Below are 17,315 nucleotides of genomic sequence, written 5' to 3'. Positions count from 1 at the left end.
GGAGTTCCGGTGCGGCGGCGGGAAGTTCGCGTCGCCGTGCGCCCCCTGTACATCACGTTGTCCGGTTCGCGCGCTGTTTCATGGTAGCCCCGCACAGGGCGTTCACCGACCCCGGGGCGGCGGGGACCGCCCGGGAGCCGCCGGGACCCGCCAGGGGCCCCCACGGCCCCGGAGAGGCCCCTGGAACGCCGCAGGGCGGCTCTCCCGGGGGAGAGCCGCCCTGCGGGGCGTGCGGTGACGCAGGCCGCCCTACTGGTTGTACGGACCGTAGTCGTAGTCCTCCAGCGGGACCGCCTGGCCGGAGCCGGTGCCGAAGGGCGAGTAGTCGATGTCGTCGTAGCCGACGGTCGAGTACATCGCGGCCTTGGCCTCCTCGGTGGGCTCCACCCGGATGTTGCGGTAGCGGGACAGGCCCGTACCGGCCGGGATCAGCTTGCCGATGATCACGTTCTCCTTGAGGCCGATCAGGGAGTCCGACTTGGCGTTGATCGCCGCGTCGGTCAGCACCCGGGTCGTCTCCTGGAACGACGCCGCCGACAGCCACGACTCGGTGGCCAGCGACGCCTTCGTGATGCCCATGAGCTGCGGCCGGCCGGAGGCCGGCTGGCCGCCCTCGGCGACCACGCGCCGGTTCTCCTGCTCGAACTTCGAGCGCTCGACCAGCTCGCCCGGCAGCAGCTCCGCGTCGCCGGACTCGATGATCGTCACCCGGCGCAGCATCTGCCGGATGATGATCTCGATGTGCTTGTCGTGGATGGACACGCCCTGGCTGTTGTAGACCTTCTGCACCTCGCCGACCAGGTGGACCTGCACGGCCCGCTGGCCGAGGATGCGCAGCACGTCGTGCGGGTTCTCCGTGCCCACGGTCAGCTTCTGGCCGACCTGGACGTGGTCGCCCTCGCCTGCGGTGAGACGGGCGCGCTTGGACACGCCGTACGCGACCTCGTCGGAACCGTCGTCGGGGGTGACGACGACCTTCTTGGTCTTCTCCGTCTCCTCGATCCGCACCCGGCCCGCGGCCTCCGAGATCGGCGCCACGCCCTTGGGCGTACGGGCCTCGAAGAGCTCGACGACACGCGGCAGACCCTGGGTGATGTCCTCACCCGCCACACCGCCGGTGTGGAAGGTGCGCATCGTCAGCTGGGTGCCGGGCTCGCCGATGGACTGGGCGGCGATGATGCCCACGGCCTCGCCGATGTCCACCAGCTTGCCGGTGGCCAGCGAACGGCCGTAGCACATGGCGCAGGTGCCGACGGCGGACTCGCAGGTGAGCACCGAGCGGGTCTTGACCGTCGCCACGCCGTGGCGGATCAGCTCGTCGATGAGCACGTCGCCCAGGTCGGTGCCGGCCGGGGCCAGCACCTTGCCGTCGACGACGATGTCCTCGGCGAGGCAGCGCGCGTACACCGAGGTCTCGACGTCCTCTTCCTTGCGGAGTACGCCGTCGGAGCCGGTCGACGCGATCTTCAGCTTCAGGCCGCGGTCGGTGCCGCAGTCCTCCTCGCGGATGATCACGTCCTGCGAGACGTCCACCAGGCGCCGGGTCAGGTACCCGGAGTCGGCGGTGCGCAGCGCGGTGTCGGCGAGACCCTTGCGGGCGCCGTGCGTGGAGATGAAGTACTCCAGCACGGACAGGCCCTCGCGGAACGAGGACTTGATCGGCCGCGGGATGGTCTCGTTCTTGGCGTTGGACACCAGACCGCGCATACCCGCGATCTGCCGCATCTGCATCATGTTTCCGCGCGCACCCGAGTTGACCATCATGAAGATCGGGTTGGTCTTCGGGAAGTTCTCGTTCATGGCCTCGGCGACCTCGTTGGTCGCCTTGGTCCAGATCGCGATGAGTTCCTGGGTGCGCTCGTCCTTGGTGATCAGGCCGCGCTCGTACTGCTTCTGGACCTTCTCGTCCTGGGCCTCGTACCCGGCGATGATCTCCTTCTTCGCCTCCGGCACGACCACGTCCGAGATGGCGATGGTGACGCCGGAGTGGGTGGCCCAGTAGAAGCCCGAGGACTTCAGGTTGTCCAGGGTCTGCGCGACGAGCACCTTCGGGTAGCGCTCGGCGAGGTCGTTGACGATCTCGGAGAGCTGCTTCTTGCCGACGGTGTAGTGGATGAACGGGTAGTCCTCGGGCAACAGCTCGTTGAAGAGCGCGCGGCCCAGGGTCGTACGCAGCCGGAACGGGTCGCCCGGCTGCCAGTCCGAGTCCGCCGCGGACTCGCCCTCGGGCACCGGCGGCGTCCAGCCGCGCGGCGGCACGGAGCCGACCGGGAAGCGGATGTCGACGTTCGCCTGGAGCGACAGCTCGCCGGCGTCGAAGGCCATGATCGCCTCGGCGACCGAGGCGAACGACCGCTCCTCGCCCTTCTTCTCGCCCTCGATCTCGTCGGTGGTGAGGAAGAACAGCCCGAGCACCATGTCCTGGGTGGGCATGGTCACCGGCCGGCCGTCGGCCGGCTTGAGGATGTTGTTCGAGGACAGCATGAGGATGCGGGCCTCGGCCTGCGCCTCCGCGGACAGCGGGAGGTGCACGGCCATCTGGTCGCCGTCGAAGTCCGCGTTGAACGCGGTGCAGACGAGCGGGTGGATCTGGATGGCCTTGCCCTCGACGAGCTGCGGCTCGAACGCCTGGATGCCGAGGCGGTGCAGCGTCGGCGCGCGGTTCAGCAGCACCGGGTGCTCGGCGATGACCTCTTCCAGCACGTCGTACACGACCGTGCGGCCGCGCTCGACCATGCGCTTGGCGCTCTTGATGTTCTGCGCGTGGTTCAGGTCCACCAGGCGCTTCATCACGAACGGCTTGAAGAGCTCCAGCGCCATGGCCTTGGGCAGGCCGCACTGGTGCAGCTTGAGCTGCGGGCCGACGACGATGACGGAGCGGGCCGAGTAGTCGACGCGCTTGCCGAGCAGGTTCTGCCGGAAGCGGCCCTGCTTGCCCTTGAGCATGTCGGACAGCGACTTCAGCGGGCGGTTGCCCGGGCCGGTCACCGGCCGGCCGCGGCGGCCGTTGTCGAACAGCGCGTCGACGGCCTCCTGCAGCATGCGCTTCTCGTTGTTGACGATGATCTCGGGCGCGCCGAGGTCGAGCAGCCGCTTCAGCCGGTTGTTGCGGTTGATGACGCGGCGGTACAGGTCGTTGAGGTCGGAGGTCGCGAAGCGGCCACCGTCGAGCTGCACCATCGGACGCAGGTCCGGCGGGATCACCGGCACGCAGTCCAGCACCATGCCGTTGGGGCTGTTGCGGGTGTGCTGGAACGCGGAGACGACCTTCAGCCGCTTCAGGGCGCGGGTCTTCTTCTGGCCCTTGCCGGTGCGGATGATCTCGCGGAGCTTCTCCGCCTCCTCGTCCAGGTCGAAGGACTCCAGGCGCTTCTGCAGCGCCGCGGCGCCCATGCCGCCCTGGAAGTACGTGCCGAAGCGGTCGCGCAGCTCGCGGTAGAGCAGCTCGTCGCCCTCCAGGTCCTGGACCTTGAGGTTCTTGAAGCGGTTCCACACCTCGTCCAGGCGGTCCAGCTCACGCTGGGCCCGGTCGCGGAGCTGCTTCATCTCGCGCTCGCCGCCCTCGCGCACCTTGCGGCGCACGTCGGCCTTGGCGCCCTCGGCCTCCAGCTCGGCCAGGTCGGCCTCCTGCTTCTTGGCCCGGGCCTCCAGGTCGCCGTCGCGGCGCTGCTCGATCTGCTGGCGCTCGACGGAGATCTGCGCCTCCAGCGACGACAGGTCGCGCTGGCGGCGCTCGTCGTCCACCCACGTGATCATGTAGGCGGCGAAGTAGATGACCTTCTCCAGGTCCTTCGGCGCCAGGTCGAGCAGGTAGCCGAGGCGCGACGGGACGCCCTTGAAGTACCAGATGTGCGTGACGGGCGCGGCCAGCTCAATGTGGCCCATCCGCTCACGGCGCACCTTGGCGCGGGTCACCTCGACGCCGCAGCGCTCACAGATGATGCCCTTGAAGCGGACGCGCTTGTACTTGCCGCAGTAGCACTCCCAGTCCCGGGTGGGGCCGAAGATCTTCTCGCAGAAGAGGCCGTCCTTCTCGGGCTTGAGGGTGCGGTAGTTGATGGTCTCGGGCTTCTTGACCTCGCCGTGGGACCAGGTCCGGATGTCGTCCGCGGTCGCAAGGCCGATCCGCAGCTCGTCGAAGAAGTTGACGTCGAGCACTCTCGTCAATCCCTCTCAGGGTCGTGTGTCAATAGGGTCTGATCGCGGGTCGCGGGAGGGGTTGCCTCCCAGGCCCGCCAGGGCCGAGGGGGAGGCGGCGGCTTCGAAGGAAGCCGCCACCGGACCCGTCAGACCTCTTCGACGCTGCTCGGCTCGCGCCGGGACAGGTCGATGCCAAGCTCTTCGGCGGCACGGAAGACGTCCTCGTCCGTGTCGCGCATCTCGATGGACATGCCGTCGGAGGAGAGCACCTCCACGTTCAGGCACAGAGACTGCATCTCCTTGATGAGCACCTTGAACGACTCGGGGATGCCCGGCTCGGGGATGTTCTCGCCCTTGACGATGGCCTCGTAGACCTTCACGCGGCCGGTCACGTCGTCCGACTTGATGGTGAGGAGCTCCTGCAGCGCGTAGGCGGCGCCGTACGCCTCCAGGGCCCACACCTCCATCTCGCCGAACCGCTGGCCGCCGAACTGCGCCTTACCGCCCAGCGGCTGCTGGGTGATCATCGAGTACGGGCCGGTGGACCGGGCGTGGAGCTTGTCGTCCACGAGGTGGTGCAGCTTGAGGATGTACATGTAGCCGACGGAGATCGGCTCCGGGAACGGCTCGCCCGAGCGGCCGTCGAACAGCTGCGCCTTGCCGGACGGCTGCACCATGCGGTCGCCGTCGCGGTTGGGCAGGGTGTTCTGGATCAGGCCGGCCAGCTCGTCCTCGCGGGCGCCGTCGAAGACCGGCGTCGCGACGTTCGTACCGGAGGCGACCTGGTCGGCGCCGATGCCCTGCAGGCGCTCGGCCCACTCCTCCTTGATGCCGGCGACGTCCCAGCCCTGGGCGGCGAGCCAGCCCAGGTGGATCTCCAGCACCTGGCCCGGGTTCATCCGGGAGGGCACGCCGAGGGGGTTGAGGATGATGTCGACCGGGTGGCCGTCCTCCATGAACGGCATGTCCTCGATCGGCAGGATCTTGGCGATGACGCCCTTGTTGCCGTGCCGGCCGGCGAGCTTGTCGCCGTCGGTGATCTTGCGCTTCTGGGCGACGTAGACGCGGACGAGCTGGTTCACGCCGGGCGGCAGCTCGTCGCCCTCCTCGCGGTCGAAGACGCGGACGCCGATGACGCGGCCGGTCTCGCCGTGCGGGACCTTCAGGGACGTGTCGCGGACCTCGCGGGCCTTCTCGCCGAAGATCGCGCGCAGCAGCCGCTCCTCCGGGGTCAGCTCGGTCTCGCCCTTGGGCGTGACCTTGCCGACCAGGATGTCGCCGGCGACGACCTCGGCGCCGATGCGGATGATGCCGCGCTCGTCGAGGTCGGCGAGGACCTCCTCGGAGACGTTCGGGATGTCCCGGGTGATCTCCTCGGGGCCCAGCTTGGTGTCGCGGGCGTCGACCTCGTGCTCCTCGATGTGGATCGAGGACAGGACGTCGTCCTGCACGAGGCGCTGGCTGAGGATGATGGCGTCCTCGTAGTTGTGGCCCTCCCACGGCATGAACGCCACCAGGAGGTTCTTGCCGAGCGCCATCTCGCCCTCGTCGGTCGAGGGGCCGTCGGCGAGCACCTGGCCCTCGATGACGCGGGAGCCCTCGTCCACGAGCACCTTCTGGTTGAAGGAGGTGCCCTGGTTGGAGCGGTGGAACTTGTTGACGCGGTACGTGGTGTAGGTGCCGTCGTCGTTGGCGACGGTGACGTAGTCCGCGGAGACCTCCTGGACCACGCCGTCCTTCTCGGCCTTGATGACGTCGCCGGCGTCGACCGCGCAGCGGTACTCCATGCCGGTGCCGACGAGCGGGGCCTCGGCCCTGATCAGCGGCACGGCCTGGCGCATCATGTTCGAGCCCATGAGCGCGCGGTTGGCGTCGTCGTGCTCCAGGAAGGGGATCATCGCGGTCGCGACCGACACCATCTGGCGCGGCGAGACGTCCATGTAGTCGACGTCGTCGCCGGGGATGTAGTCGACCTCGCCGCCGCGGCGGCGGACCAGGACGCGGTTCTCGGCGAAGTGCAGGTCGTTCGTCAGCGGCGCGTTGGCCTGCGCGATGACGAAGCGGTCCTCCTCGTCGGCCGTCAGGTAGTCCACGTCGTCGGTGACGATGCCCTCGACGACCTTGCGGTACGGGGTCTCGATGAAGCCGAAGGCGTTGACCCGGCCGTACGAGGCGAGCGAGCCGATCAGGCCGATGTTCGGGCCTTCCGGCGTCTCGATGGGACACATGCGGCCGTAGTGCGACGGGTGCACGTCGCGGACCTCGAAGCCGGCCCGCTCACGGGACAGGCCGCCGGGGCCGAGCGCGTTCAGCCGGCGCTTGTGGGTCAGACCGGACAGCGGGTTCGTCTGGTCCATGAACTGCGACAGCTGGCTGGTGCCGAAGAACTCCTTGATGGAGGCGACGACCGGCCGGATGTTGATCAGGGTCTGCGGCGTGATCGCCTCGACGTCCTGGGTCGTCATGCGCTCGCGCACGACGCGCTCCATCCGGGCGAGGCCCGTACGCACCTGGTTCTGGATCAGCTCGCCGACGTTGCGGATGCGGCGGTTGCCGAAGTGGTCGATGTCGTCGGTCTCGACGACCACGGACTGGCCGTTGTCCCCGACGGTCTCGACCTCGCCGGCGTGCAGCTTCACGAGGTACTTGATCGAGGCGATGATGTCCTCGACCGTCAGCGTGCCCGCGTTGAGCGGCGCGGCGGCGCCCAGCTTCTTGTTGATCTTGTAGCGGCCGACCTTGGCGAGGTCGTAGCGCTTGGGGTTGAAGTACAGGTTCTCCAGCAGCGTCTGCGCGGCCTCCTTGGTCGGCGGCTCGCCCGGACGCAGCTTGCGGTAGATGTCGAGCAGCGCGTCGTCCTGGCCCTGGGTGTGGTCCTTCTCCAGGGTGGCGCGCATGGACTCGTACTCGCCGAACTCCTCAAGGATCTGCTCGTTCGTCCAGCCGAGCGCCTTGAGCAGCACGGTGATCGACTGCTTGCGCTTGCGGTCGATGCGCACACCGACCATGTCGCGCTTGTCGATCTCCATCTCCAGCCAGGCACCCCGGGAGGGGATGACCTTGACGGAGAAGATGTCCTTGTCGGAGGTCTTGTCGATCGAGGAGTCGAAGTAGACGCCCGGCGACCGGACGAGCTGCGAGACCACGACACGCTCGGTGCCGTTGATCACGAAGGTGCCCTTGTCGGTCATGAGCGGGAAGTCGCCCATGAAGACCGTCTGGGACTTGATCTCGCCGGTCTCGTTGTTGGTGAACTCGGCGGTGACGAAGAGCGGCGCGGCGTACGTGAAGTCGCGCTCCTTGCACTCGTCGATGGAGTTCTTCGGGGGCTCGAAGCGGTGGTCGCGGAAGGTCAGCGACATCGACCCGGAGAAGTCCTCGATCGGGGAGATCTCCTCGAAGATCTCCTCAAGGCCGGACTTGGTGGGGACGTCCTGTCCATGATCCAGGGCCTCCTCGACACGAGCCTTCCAGGCGTCGTTGCCGAGGAGCCAGTCGAAGCTCTCAGTCTGGAGCGCAAGGAGGTTCGGAACCTCAAGGGGTTCCTTGATCTTCGCGAAAGAGATGCGCAGCGGGGCGGTGCTGGCGCCGTTGTTCGTACTAGCGGTCGAGGCGGTGCGCGAGGCGGCCAAGAGGGGTCCTTCCGAGGGCTCGGACTCACTACGCGCGTACCGGTCCCAAAACCCACACGGGGAGGAGAACGCCCAGGTCAAAGCGTGTCTCTCAAGATCGTACGAGCTCTGGACAGACCCCTGGTGACGGGCAGGGGGCAGTTAACAGGCAGCGCAAAGGGTCAGTGTAGCGACTCGCCACACTGATGTCCAGCGGAGGCTGGAGACCAGCAAATCGTCGATCTCTCCCTGCCTGAGGAGCACCCGCCTCGCGTGGGGCCTCCCCTGAAGTTATGCCGAATACCGGATGCCTTCGCGCTTGAAGCCATTCCCACTCAGTCACCGATCCATGCCTCGGAGTACGGACCGATGTGACGACCTGAGAATCGCGCGCCGCTGGCCGTTCGTCAAGGCCCCCCTGCCCCAGGGGGATCATGTCGGGGCATCCCGGCCGGTGAAGATCACCATACCCGCAGGTGCGCGCGGGGCAAGCGCTCCGGCCGAGGGGCCCGGCAACGCAGCGAGGGCGACCACCCGGATGGGTGATCGCCCTCGGTGGCGGCACGGGGCCGTCAGCCCCGGCGGGCCGGGCTCACAGGGCCCCGACCGGCCGGGACGAGGTCACTTGACCTCGACGGAGGCGCCGGCGCTCTCAAGGGAGTCCTTGGCCTTCTCCGCGGCCTCCTTGTTGACCTTCTCCAGAACCGGCTTCGGCGTGCCGTCGACCAGCTCCTTGGCCTCCTTCAGGCCGAGCGAGGTCAGCTCGCGCACGACCTTGATGACCTGGATCTTCTTCTCGCCGGCGCCGGTGAGGACGACGTCGAACTCGTCCTTCTCCTCGGCGGCCTCGGGCGCGGCGCCGCCGCCACCCGGAGCGGCGATGACGGCGGCCGGCGCGGCGGCCTCGACGTCGAACTTCTCCTCGAACTTCTTCACGAAGTCCGACAGCTCAAGAAGGGTCATCTCCTCGAACTGCGCGAGCAGGTCGTCCTGGCTGAGCTTCGCCATGATGGCGGTCCTTCCACTAAGTCGGCTGGTGCCGGTTGTACTGATGCGTCAGTGCGGCGGGCGCCCTCCCCCACGGCTTCGCGTGGGGGTGCCCCCTAGCCACAGAGAGCGGGATCGCTACTCCGCGGCGTCGGCGGGAGCCGGCGTACCGGCACCGCCCTGCTCGACCTTGTCGCGCAGCGCGTCCGCGGTGCGGACGAACTTCGTGAGCGGGGCCTGGAAGGTCGCCGCGGCCTTCGCCATGGACGCCTTCATGCCACCGGCCAGCTTGGCGAGCAGCACCTCGCGGGACTCAAGGTCCGCAAGCTTGTTGATCTCCGCGGCGCTCAGGGCCTTGCCGTCGAGGACACCGCCCTTGATGACGAGCGCGGGGTTGTCCTTGGCGAAGTTACGCAGCCCCTTGGCCGCCTCGACCGGGTCACCGGTCACGAAGGCGACAGCGGTCGAGCCCTGGAGGTGCTCGTCGAGCTGGTCGAGCCCGGCCTCCTTCGCCGCGATCTTGGTCAGCGTGTTCTTCACCACTCGGTACTGCGCGTTCTCTCCGAGAGAACGGCGCAGATCCTTCAGCTGCGCCACGCTCAGTCCGGTGTACGCGGTCACGACGGCCGCGTTGGAGCCGCGGAGCTTGTCCGCGATCTCCTTGACGGCCTCGACCTTGTCCGGCGTCGCCATGAGCCTCGGCCTCCTTCCGGGTGATGGGACCGCCCTTCGGATGCACGAGGCCCTCGCACACGGCAAACGCCCCGGCGCAGGCGCACGGGGCGTGACACGACCGTACGGGCACGGGGCCCATCGGGAGGGTCTTCCTCATTCACCTGCGCGGGCCGTCCGCGGCGTACGCGGAACCTTCGGCCACCGCACTCCCCTGCGGGCGTACGGCGGCAGCCAGCGGTCTTTGGCTACAAGCGGGAATCGTACGGCAGCGGCCGCCCCGCGGGCAAATCGCCCCGGGACGGCCGGTCCGTACGCGACGTGGACGCGGGGGCTACGCGCCGCCGCCCTCGTCCGCTTCCTTCATCATGGCGTCCATGTCCGCCGTCTCGGACGCCGGCGGGGCCTCCACCGTGACGGGCTCGTTGTAGCTCAGGAAGGTCATGGTGGTGTCGAGCGGACCCTCCTTCGTCTCGGCCTGCATGCGGAACTGCTTGGTGTGGTCCTCGCCGTCGATCCACATGTCCATGGTGAACTCGTCGAAGCCCTGCTCCGCCATCTCGTCGATCTGCTTCTGGCGGTCCTTCTTCGTCTTCGCGTCCTTGCCCTTCAGGTCCGCGCGGAGGTCGTCGAGGGTGACCGTGCCGGTGTAGCGGGTGGTCTGCACCCCCTCGATCTTCTCCTCGCCGACCCTCTCCAGGTCCTCGGCCGCGTTCATCATCTGGGCTTCCTCGGCGGGGTTGTCGTCCGCCTGCTTCAGCTCCAGCAGCGGGTTCTCGCCGCCGCCCGCCCCGTCCTCGGACATGCCGATCCTCAGCCAGGTCTTGCCGTCCATCTCGGCGGCGGCCTCGGGGCCGGCGTTCATGAACATCGCGTCGTCGACGAGACGTATCTCCACCTCGCCGCTCTCGGCGGCGGTCGCCCCGTCCATCGTCATCTTCATCTGCATGGCCGGCGGGTCCATGCTGATGGCCCCGGTGCCCTCCATCGTGCCCTCACCGGGGACCTCGCCGGCCATCCGGTACTCAAGGGAGGTGAAGTCCTCCGCCTTCTCCGTGGCCTTGCGGACGGCGGCTGCGGGCGTGACGTCGACCGGCTGACCGGCGTTCCCGCCCTTCTTGCCGGTCGCCTTGCCGTCTCCCCCGTCGTCGCCGCAGGCGGTGAAGGCGGTCAGGGCGAGGGCGGCCGCGCCGAGCGCGGCTCCGCCCCGTATGAACGTCGAACGCATCGTCATCCTTTCCCTCCGGGTACACGTGTCCCGGACAATGGAAGGGAACACGCTAGCGGATCGGGCAACTCCGCCCGCTGCTACTGGATTTCGGTGAAGTCGATGCTCTCGGCGGCCGAGGGCTCCTCGACGTTCACGTCGACGCCGTAGTCCGAGTAGTAGACGGTGGTGCTGAACTCGCCGCCCGTCATCTTCCCCGACTCCTCACGCTTGATCATGAGGTCGTTCTCGTCCACCCAGATGTCGACGGTCTGGGTGGTGACGCCGGACGCTTCGAGCTGGTCCTCCAGGTCCGACAGCTGGTCCTCGCTCAGCGTCTTGGACGACGCGCGGGCCAGGTCGGAGACGTCCACGGTGCCGGAGTAGTGCGTGGTCCGGACGCCGCGCACCTCCTCCTGGCCGACCTCCTCGACGTCCTCGGAGGCCAGCAGCAGCTTCACTGCCTGGCCCGGGGTGCTGTTCTGCATCTGGTCCTTCATGTAGTCCCCGGACGGGCCCATGACCTCGGCCATGTCGTCGTAGTCGTAGCGGATCCACTTCTTGTCCGGGTACTGCGTCTGGAACGCGCCCTCGACGCCCGCGTAGTAGGCGTCCGGCAGGTAGCGGGCGTCCAGCGTGCCGTCGTCGTCCATCATCTGGATCGACGAAGCCATCTGGCCGTCGGTGTACTTGACGGTGGCGGTGCCGATCGCGCCGTCGGCCCAGTCGAGTTCGCCCTCGTTCTCGGTGGTCATCGCCTCGCCCATGACCATGGTGCTCTCGAACTTCGACGACTCCGCGCCCGTGGTCTTCTCGTTGATCGCCTGGAGCGCGGCCTGCGCGCCCCGTACGGCCCCGCTGCCGCCGTCGCCGCCGTCGCCGCCCCCGTTGCCCGAACCGCCGTCACCGCCGCCGGAGTCGGACCCGCAGGCCGCCGCGAATGCGAGCAGCAGCGCCGCCCCCAGAGAGACACTCGCGCGCTTCACGGTCGTGTGCATGGAAATCCCCGCCCCCTCGTGGTGGTCGTGCTCTCGGGCAGGAGTTCTGCCCGTACGGCCAGTGAACACCAGAAACGGGCCGGACCCGGTGCCCGATGGGCGTTCCGGATCCGACCCGTTGCATGGCCGTGACAGATGATGCGTGGTTGTCGAACGGGCGGCGCCCGTCAGACCGCGGAGTCCTCCGTCAGGAGGTTGCGCACCCGCGCGGGGTCCACCGGGATGCCGGGGCCCATCGTCGTGGTGATCGTGGCCTTCTTGATGTAACGGCCCTTGGCCGCGGACGGCTTGAGCCGCAGCACCTCTTCCAGCGCCGCGCTGTAGTTCTCCACCAGCTTCTGCTCGTCGAACGAGGTCTTGCCGATGATGAAGTGCAGGTTGGAGTGCTTGTCGGTGCGGAACTCGATCTTGCCGCCCTTGATCTCGGTGACGGCCTTCGCCACGTCGGGCGTGACCGTGCCGGTCTTCGGGTTCGGCATCAGACCGCGCGGGCCGAGGACCCGGCCGAGGCGGCCGACCTTGCCCATGAGGTCGGGGGTGGCGACGACCGCGTCGAAGTCGAGGCGGCCCTTCTGCACCTCGTCGATCAGCTCGTCGGCGCCGACGATGTCGGCGCCCGCGGCCTCCGCGGCCGCTGCACGGTCACCGGTCGCGAAGACCAGGACCCGGGCGGTCTTGCCGGTGCCGTGCGGGAGGTTCACGGTGCCGCGGACCATCTGGTCGGCCTTGCGCGGGTCGATGCCCAGGCGCATGGCCACCTCGACGGTGCCGTCGAACTTCGACGTGGACGTCTCCTTGGCGAGGCGGACGGCCTCCAGGGGTGCGTACTGCCGCGTGCGGTCGACCTTGGCGTCGCCGGCGCGGAGTGCCTTGCTGCGCTTCACTGCTGCTCCTGATGTGTCGGTACGGAGTCGTGGTACGGGCCGGCGCACGGCCCTGCCACAGGGTGCTGCGGGTGGCGTGGGCCGCTCAGCCCTCGACCGTGACGCCCATGGAGCGGGCGGTGCCGGCGATGATCTTCTCGGCGGCGTCCAGGTCGTTGGCGTTGAGGTCGGCCATCTTGGTGGTGGCGATCTCGCGGACCTGGTCGCGGGTGATCTTCGCGACCTTGGTCTTGTGCGGCTCGCCGGAGCCCTTCTCGACGCCCGCGGCCTTGAGGATCATCTTCGCGGCCGGCGGCGTCTTGGTGATGAAGGTGAACGAGCGGTCCTCGTAGACCGTGATCTCCACCGGGATGACCCAGCCGCGCTGCGACTCGGTCGCGGCGTTGTACGCCTTGCAGAACTCCATGATGTTCACGCCGTGCTGGCCCAGCGCGGGGCCGACCGGCGGGGCCGGGTTCGCGGCACCGGCCTGGATCTGGAGCTTGATCAGCCCCGTGACCTTCTTCTTCTTGGGAGGCATGTCTCTCCGGGTCCTTGAATGAGAGGTTTGCGCCTCGATCCGGTGATTGCCAGACCGTCCGGATGGAGGCATACCGCACCACGATAGCCGTTTCGGGTACGGGTCCTGAAACCGAGCAGGTCAGAGCGGCCGCAAAGCCGTCTGACCTGGTCGGAAGCGTGGCGGGGCGGGAAGCCCTCAGTCGTTCTTCTGGATCTGGTCGAAGCTCAGCTCGACCGGGGTCTCCCGGCCGAAGATCTCCACCAGGCCCTTGACCTTCTTCGAGTCGGCGTTGATCTCGTTGATCGTCGCCTGCAGCGTCGCGAACGGGCCGTCGGTGACGGTGACCGAGTCGCCCACGGCGAAGTCGAGCACCTGCACCTCGACCTTGCGGGACGGCGCCGGCTTGCCCTCGGCCTCCGCGGCCTCGCGGGCGGCCTTCTCCTCGGCCTCCGGGGCGAGCATGCGGACGATCTCGTCGAGCGTCAGCGGGTACGGGTCGTAGGCGTTGCCGACGAAGCCGGTGACGCCCGGGGTGTTGCGTACGACGCCCCACGACTCGTTCGTCAGGTCCATCCGCACCAGGACGTAGCCCGGGAGCTTGTTCTGCCGGACGTTCCTGCGCTCGCCGTTCTTGATCTGGACGACTTCTTCCTCGGGCACCTCGGCCTGGTAGATGAAGTCCTCGACGTTCAGGGAGACGGCGCGCTGTTCGAGGTTGGCCTTGACCCGCTTCTCGTAGCCCGCGTAGGTGTGGATCACGTACCACTCGCCGGGCAGGCCGCGCAGCTCCTGGCGCAGCGCGTCGACGGGGTCGACGGCTTCCTCGGCCGGCTCGGCGGCGCCGTCCGCCTCGTCGGGCTTCTCGTCCGCCTCCGCCTCGTCCTCGGCGGTCCTGCCGTCGGCCGCCTCGTCCTCGGCGGTCTCGTCCGCCGCCTCGGCGTCGGCCGTCTCGGCGTCAGCCGTCTCGGCGTCAGCCGTCTCGGTGGCCGCGCTCTCGGCGGCGTCCTTGGTGCCCTCGGCCTCGCCGGCCTCGGTCTCGGTGTCCTCGGCCTGGGCGTCCTCGGCCTGGGCGTCCTCGGGTCCGGCCTCTGCCGCCGCCGTCTCGGCCGCCTCCACCTGCTCGGCAGGCTCTGCCTGCGCTGCGCCGGCAACCTCGTCGGTCGCGACTGCCTCGTTCAGGTTCGGGTCAGACACGGTAGCTGCTTCTTCCTGGCTCAAAAGGGGATGTGCACATGCAGTCGCCTACCTTACGTACCTTACGGGGCGGCGTACGCGAATCGGTCAGCTCAGTCAGCTCGCTCAGCCGAAGACGTACTGCATGAGCTCGGTGAACCCGAAGTCGATCACCGTCACGATGCCGATCATGACCACCACGAAGATGATCACGACGGTCGTGTACGTCGTGAGCTGGTTCCGCGTCGGCCAGACGACCTTGCGTAGCTCCGCGACGATCTGGCGGTAGAAGAGCGCCAGGCGGGCGAACGGGCCCTTCCGGCCGCGCTTGCCGCCGCGGCGAGCGGGTTTCGCGTCGCCTTCGGGGCGGTCAGGCGTCGCGGTGGAGGCTTCCGTCACTCGTCCTCACCTGGATCCCGGTTCGTTGGCCTGCCGCGCCCGGTGGAGCCGCACGGCGGGGCTGCTGTGAACTGCGTACGCACCCCCTGAGGGGATGCGCGTAGCAGGGCCGGAGGGACTTGAACCCCCAACCGCTGGTTTTGGAGACCAGTGCTCTACCAATTGAGCTACGACCCTTTGTGTCATCCCAACCTAACGCATTCCTGCAGGGGCTTCACGAGCGCGTGCAAGATCTGCACCGGGGCTGGCACGGTGGTTGAGTGTACGGGTTTCACGCGCTGCCGTCGAACGAGTACGCCGCGCGCCCCGCGGACAGCCGTGCAACCCACGTGCCCCGCCCCCCGCCCGTCTGGAACGATGGGCCCCATGACCGCTGCAAACACCGCGTCCCAGTCCCCGACCGAACGACGGGTGTCGGCCCGCGTCGGCGCCATCTCCGAGTCCGCGACGCTCGCCGTGGATGCCAAGGCCAAGGCCCTCAAGGCGGCCGGCCGGCCGGTGATCGGCTTCGGCGCCGGCGAGCCCGACTTCCCGACGCCCGACTACATCGTCGAGGCCGCGATCGCAGCGTGCACCAACCCGACGTACCACCGCTACACGCCCGCCGGCGGGCTGCCGGAGCTGAAGGCCGCCATCGCCGCGAAGACCGCGCGCGACTCGGGCTACGAGGTGGAGCCGGCCCAGGTGCTCGTCACCAACGGCGGGAAGCAGGCGATCTACGAGTCGTTCGCCGCCCTGCTCGACCCGGGCGACGAGGTCATCGTCCCGACCCCGTACTGGACCACCTACCCCGAGTCGATCCGGCTGGCCGGCGGCGTGCCCGTCGACGTGGTCGCCGACGAGACCACGGGCTACCGGGTCTCCGTCGAGCAGCTCGAAGCCGCGCGCACCCCGCGCTCGAAGGTGCTGCTCTTCGTCTCCCCGTCCAACCCGACGGGCGCGGTCTACACCCGCGAGCAGGTCGAGGCGATCGGCCGCTGGGCCGCGGAGCACGGGCTGTGGGTGCTGACCGACGAGATCTACGAGCACCTGGTCTACGGGAACGCCGAGTTCCACTCGCTGCCGGTGGTCGTGCCGGAGCTGCGCGACAAGTGCGTCGTGGTCAACGGCGTGGCCAAGACGTACGCGATGACGGGCTGGCGGGTCGGCTGGGCCATCGGCCCGAAGGACGTGATCAAGGCCGCGGCGAACCTCCAGTCGCACGCCACGTCCAACGTCTCCAACGTCGCGCAGGCCGCCGCGCTGGCGGCCGTCTCCGGCGACCTGGACGCGGTGGCGAAGATGCGCGAGGCGTTCGACCGGCGGCGCCGGACGATCGTGCGGATGCTGAACGAGATCGAGGGCGTCGAGTGCCCCGAGCCCGAGGGCGCGTTCTACGCGTACCCGTCGGTGAAGGGGCTGATCGGCAAGGAGATCCGCGGCCGGCGGCCGGCGGACTCGGTGGAGCTGGCCGAGGTGATCCTGGAGGAGGCCGAGGTGGCCGTGGTGCCGGGCGAGGCGTTCGGGACGCCGGGGTATCTGCGGCTGTCGTACGCGCTGGGGGACGAGGACCTGGTCGAGGGCGTCTCGCGGATCCAGAAGCTGCTGGCGGAGGCGTCGTAGGGGGCGCCGTAGGGGCGCAATAACTGATGACGTTCGCGGGCGGGGCTTGTCCGGACAGCCGTCCGGGCAAGCCCTCGTTCGTAGGAGCCGGTGTCGCCCACCCCCGCGGATGCGGCAAGATCTCTCCATGGAGCACCACCACCGCCCCGCCGCACGAGACGTACGCCGCCTGCCGAAGGCGCATCTCCATCTGCACTTCACCGGCTCCATGCGCTCCGCCACCCTCATCGAGCTGGCCGCCAAGTACGGCGTGCACCTGCCCGAGGCGCTGAGCAGCGGCGAGCCGCCGAAGCTGCGCGCGACCGACGAGCGCGGCTGGTTCCGCTTCCAGCGGCTGTACGACCTCGCCCGCTCCTGCCTGCGCTCGGCCGAGGACATCCAGCGGCTGGTGCGCGAGGCCGCGGAGGAGGACCTCGCGGACGGCTCGGGGTGGCTGGAGATCCAGGTCGACCCCACGTCGTACGCGCCGCGCCTCGGCGGGCTGATCCCGGCGCTGGAGATCATCCTCGACGCCGTCGGGACCACCGCCCGGGACACCGGCATCGGGATGCGCGTGCTGGTCGCCGCGAACCGCATGAAGCACCCGCTCGACGCCCGTACCCTCGCCCGCCTCGCCGTGCGCTACGCCGACCGCGGCGTCGTCGGCTTCGGGCTCTCCAACGACGAGCGCCGCGGCTTCGCCCGCGACTTCGACCGCGCCTTCGCCATCGCCCGGGAGGGCGGCCTGCTGGCCGCCCCGCACGGCGGCGAGCTGGCCGGGCCCACGAGCGTCCGCGACTGCCTGGACGACCTGGACGCGCGCCGCATCGGGCACGGCATCCGCGCCGCCGAGGATCCGCGGCTGCTGTCGCGGCTGGCGGCGGCGGGGGTGGCCTGCGAGGTGTGCCCGTCGTCGAACGTGGCCCTGGGGGTGTACGAGCGGCCGGAGGACGTGCCGCTGCGGGCGCTGTGGGACGCGGGGGTACCGATGGCGCTGGGGGCGGACGACCCGCTGCTGTTCGGGTCGCGGCTGGCGGCGCAGTACGAGTTCGCGCGGACGCACCACGGGTTCACGGACGAGGAGTTGGCGGAGCTGGCGCGGCAGTCGGTACGGGCCTCGGCGGCGCCCGAGGACGTGCGGCGGGGACTGCTGGCGCAGGT

12 protein-coding genes and 1 tRNA gene are annotated in these 17,315 nt (G+C 69.1%); 2 read left to right on the top strand and 11 right to left on the bottom strand.

Annotated elements, in window-relative coordinates; genetic code table 11:
• Positions 1 to 249 precede the first annotated feature (249 nt).
• The 11 genes from H5J30_RS00925 to H5J30_RS00875 all read right to left on the bottom strand — a co-directional run bounded on the left by H5J30_RS00925 (position 250) and on the right by H5J30_RS00875 (position 14,750).
• Positions 250 to 4,158 (bottom strand): DNA-directed RNA polymerase subunit beta', encoded by a 3,909-nt coding sequence (locus H5J30_RS00925; protein ID WP_181785209.1) that lies wholly within the window; start codon positions 4,156 to 4,158, stop codon positions 250 to 252.
• A 128-nt stretch (positions 4,159 to 4,286) separates the two neighbouring features.
• Entirely contained in the window at positions 4,287 to 7,772 is a 3,486-nt protein-coding gene (gene rpoB / locus H5J30_RS00920; protein WP_181785208.1) for a DNA-directed RNA polymerase subunit beta, read from the bottom strand.
• A gap of 600 nt (positions 7,773 to 8,372) precedes the next feature.
• Positions 8,373 to 8,759 (bottom strand): 50S ribosomal protein L7/L12, encoded by a 387-nt coding sequence (gene rplL, locus H5J30_RS00915; RefSeq protein WP_181785207.1) that lies wholly within the window; start codon positions 8,757 to 8,759, stop codon positions 8,373 to 8,375.
• Positions 8,760 to 8,876: 117 nt separating this feature from the next.
• Positions 8,877 to 9,431 carry a 50S ribosomal protein L10 gene (rplJ, locus tag H5J30_RS00910; protein WP_181785206.1) on the bottom strand — a complete coding sequence of 185 codons (555 nt, stop codon included), beginning with the start codon at positions 9,429 to 9,431 and terminating at the stop codon, positions 8,877 to 8,879.
• A 313-nt stretch (positions 9,432 to 9,744) separates the two neighbouring features.
• On the bottom strand, positions 9,745 to 10,638 hold the full coding sequence (locus H5J30_RS00905) for an SCO4651 family lipoprotein (protein WP_258562993.1): 894 nt from the start codon (positions 10,636 to 10,638) through the stop codon (positions 9,745 to 9,747).
• A gap of 80 nt (positions 10,639 to 10,718) precedes the next feature.
• A complete protein-coding gene (locus H5J30_RS00900; RefSeq protein ID WP_181785204.1) occupies positions 10,719 to 11,615 on the bottom strand; it encodes an SCO4651 family lipoprotein in 897 nt (298 codons plus the stop codon).
• Positions 11,616 to 11,782: 167 nt separating this feature from the next.
• Entirely contained in the window at positions 11,783 to 12,499 is a 717-nt protein-coding gene (rplA, locus tag H5J30_RS00895) for a 50S ribosomal protein L1 (protein ID WP_018834877.1), read from the bottom strand.
• Positions 12,500 to 12,584: 85 nt separating this feature from the next.
• Entirely contained in the window at positions 12,585 to 13,019 is a 435-nt protein-coding gene (rplK, locus tag H5J30_RS00890; RefSeq protein ID WP_018834878.1) for a 50S ribosomal protein L11, read from the bottom strand.
• A 177-nt stretch (positions 13,020 to 13,196) separates the two neighbouring features.
• Positions 13,197 to 14,195 carry a transcription termination/antitermination protein NusG gene (nusG, locus tag H5J30_RS00885; RefSeq protein ID WP_181785203.1) on the bottom strand — a complete coding sequence of 333 codons (999 nt, stop codon included), beginning with the start codon at positions 14,193 to 14,195 and terminating at the stop codon, positions 13,197 to 13,199.
• A 105-nt stretch (positions 14,196 to 14,300) separates the two neighbouring features.
• A complete protein-coding gene (gene secE, locus H5J30_RS00880; RefSeq protein ID WP_018834880.1) occupies positions 14,301 to 14,573 on the bottom strand; it encodes a preprotein translocase subunit SecE in 273 nt (90 codons plus the stop codon).
• Positions 14,574 to 14,677: 104 nt separating this feature from the next.
• A tRNA-Trp gene (locus tag H5J30_RS00875) sits at positions 14,678 to 14,750 on the bottom strand.
• 189 nt (positions 14,751 to 14,939) lie between these two features.
• On the opposite strand from H5J30_RS00875, the gene H5J30_RS00870 reads away from it, so the two are divergent.
• Both H5J30_RS00870 and H5J30_RS00865 read left to right on the top strand, forming a co-directional pair.
• The gene (locus H5J30_RS00870) at positions 14,940 to 16,175 is read left to right on the top strand and encodes a pyridoxal phosphate-dependent aminotransferase (RefSeq protein ID WP_181785202.1); all 1,236 of its coding nucleotides are present in this window, start codon (positions 14,940 to 14,942) and stop codon (positions 16,173 to 16,175) included.
• A 127-nt stretch (positions 16,176 to 16,302) separates the two neighbouring features.
• On the top strand, positions 16,303 to 17,315 hold a 1,013-nt coding region (locus H5J30_RS00865), incomplete at its 3' end, for an adenosine deaminase (protein ID WP_181785201.1).

The organism is Streptomyces phytophilus, from assembly GCF_013870535.1.
In the GTDB taxonomy this organism is placed as follows: domain Bacteria; phylum Actinomycetota; class Actinomycetes; order Streptomycetales; family Streptomycetaceae; genus Streptomyces; species Streptomyces phytophilus.
This window is presented reverse-complemented; position numbering and strand designations above follow the sequence as displayed.

Bases quoted from the DNA above. Each gene is read 5' to 3' on its own strand.
- rplL (WP_181785207.1), bottom strand. From the start codon at position 8,759: ATGGCGAAGCTCAGCCAGGACGACCTGCTCGCGCAGTTCGAGGAGATG.
- rplJ (WP_181785206.1), bottom strand. From the start codon at position 9,431: ATGGCGACGCCGGACAAGGTCGAGGCCGTCAAGGAGATCGCGGACAAG.
- H5J30_RS00905 (WP_258562993.1), bottom strand. From the start codon at position 10,638: ATGCGTTCGACGTTCATACGGGGCGGAGCCGCGCTCGGCGCGGCCGCC.
- H5J30_RS00900 (WP_181785204.1), bottom strand. From the start codon at position 11,615: ATGCACACGACCGTGAAGCGCGCGAGTGTCTCTCTGGGGGCGGCGCTG.
- rplK (WP_018834878.1), bottom strand. From the start codon at position 13,019: ATGCCTCCCAAGAAGAAGAAGGTCACGGGGCTGATCAAGCTCCAGATC.
- H5J30_RS00870 (WP_181785202.1), top strand. From the start codon at position 14,940: ATGACCGCTGCAAACACCGCGTCCCAGTCCCCGACCGAACGACGGGTG.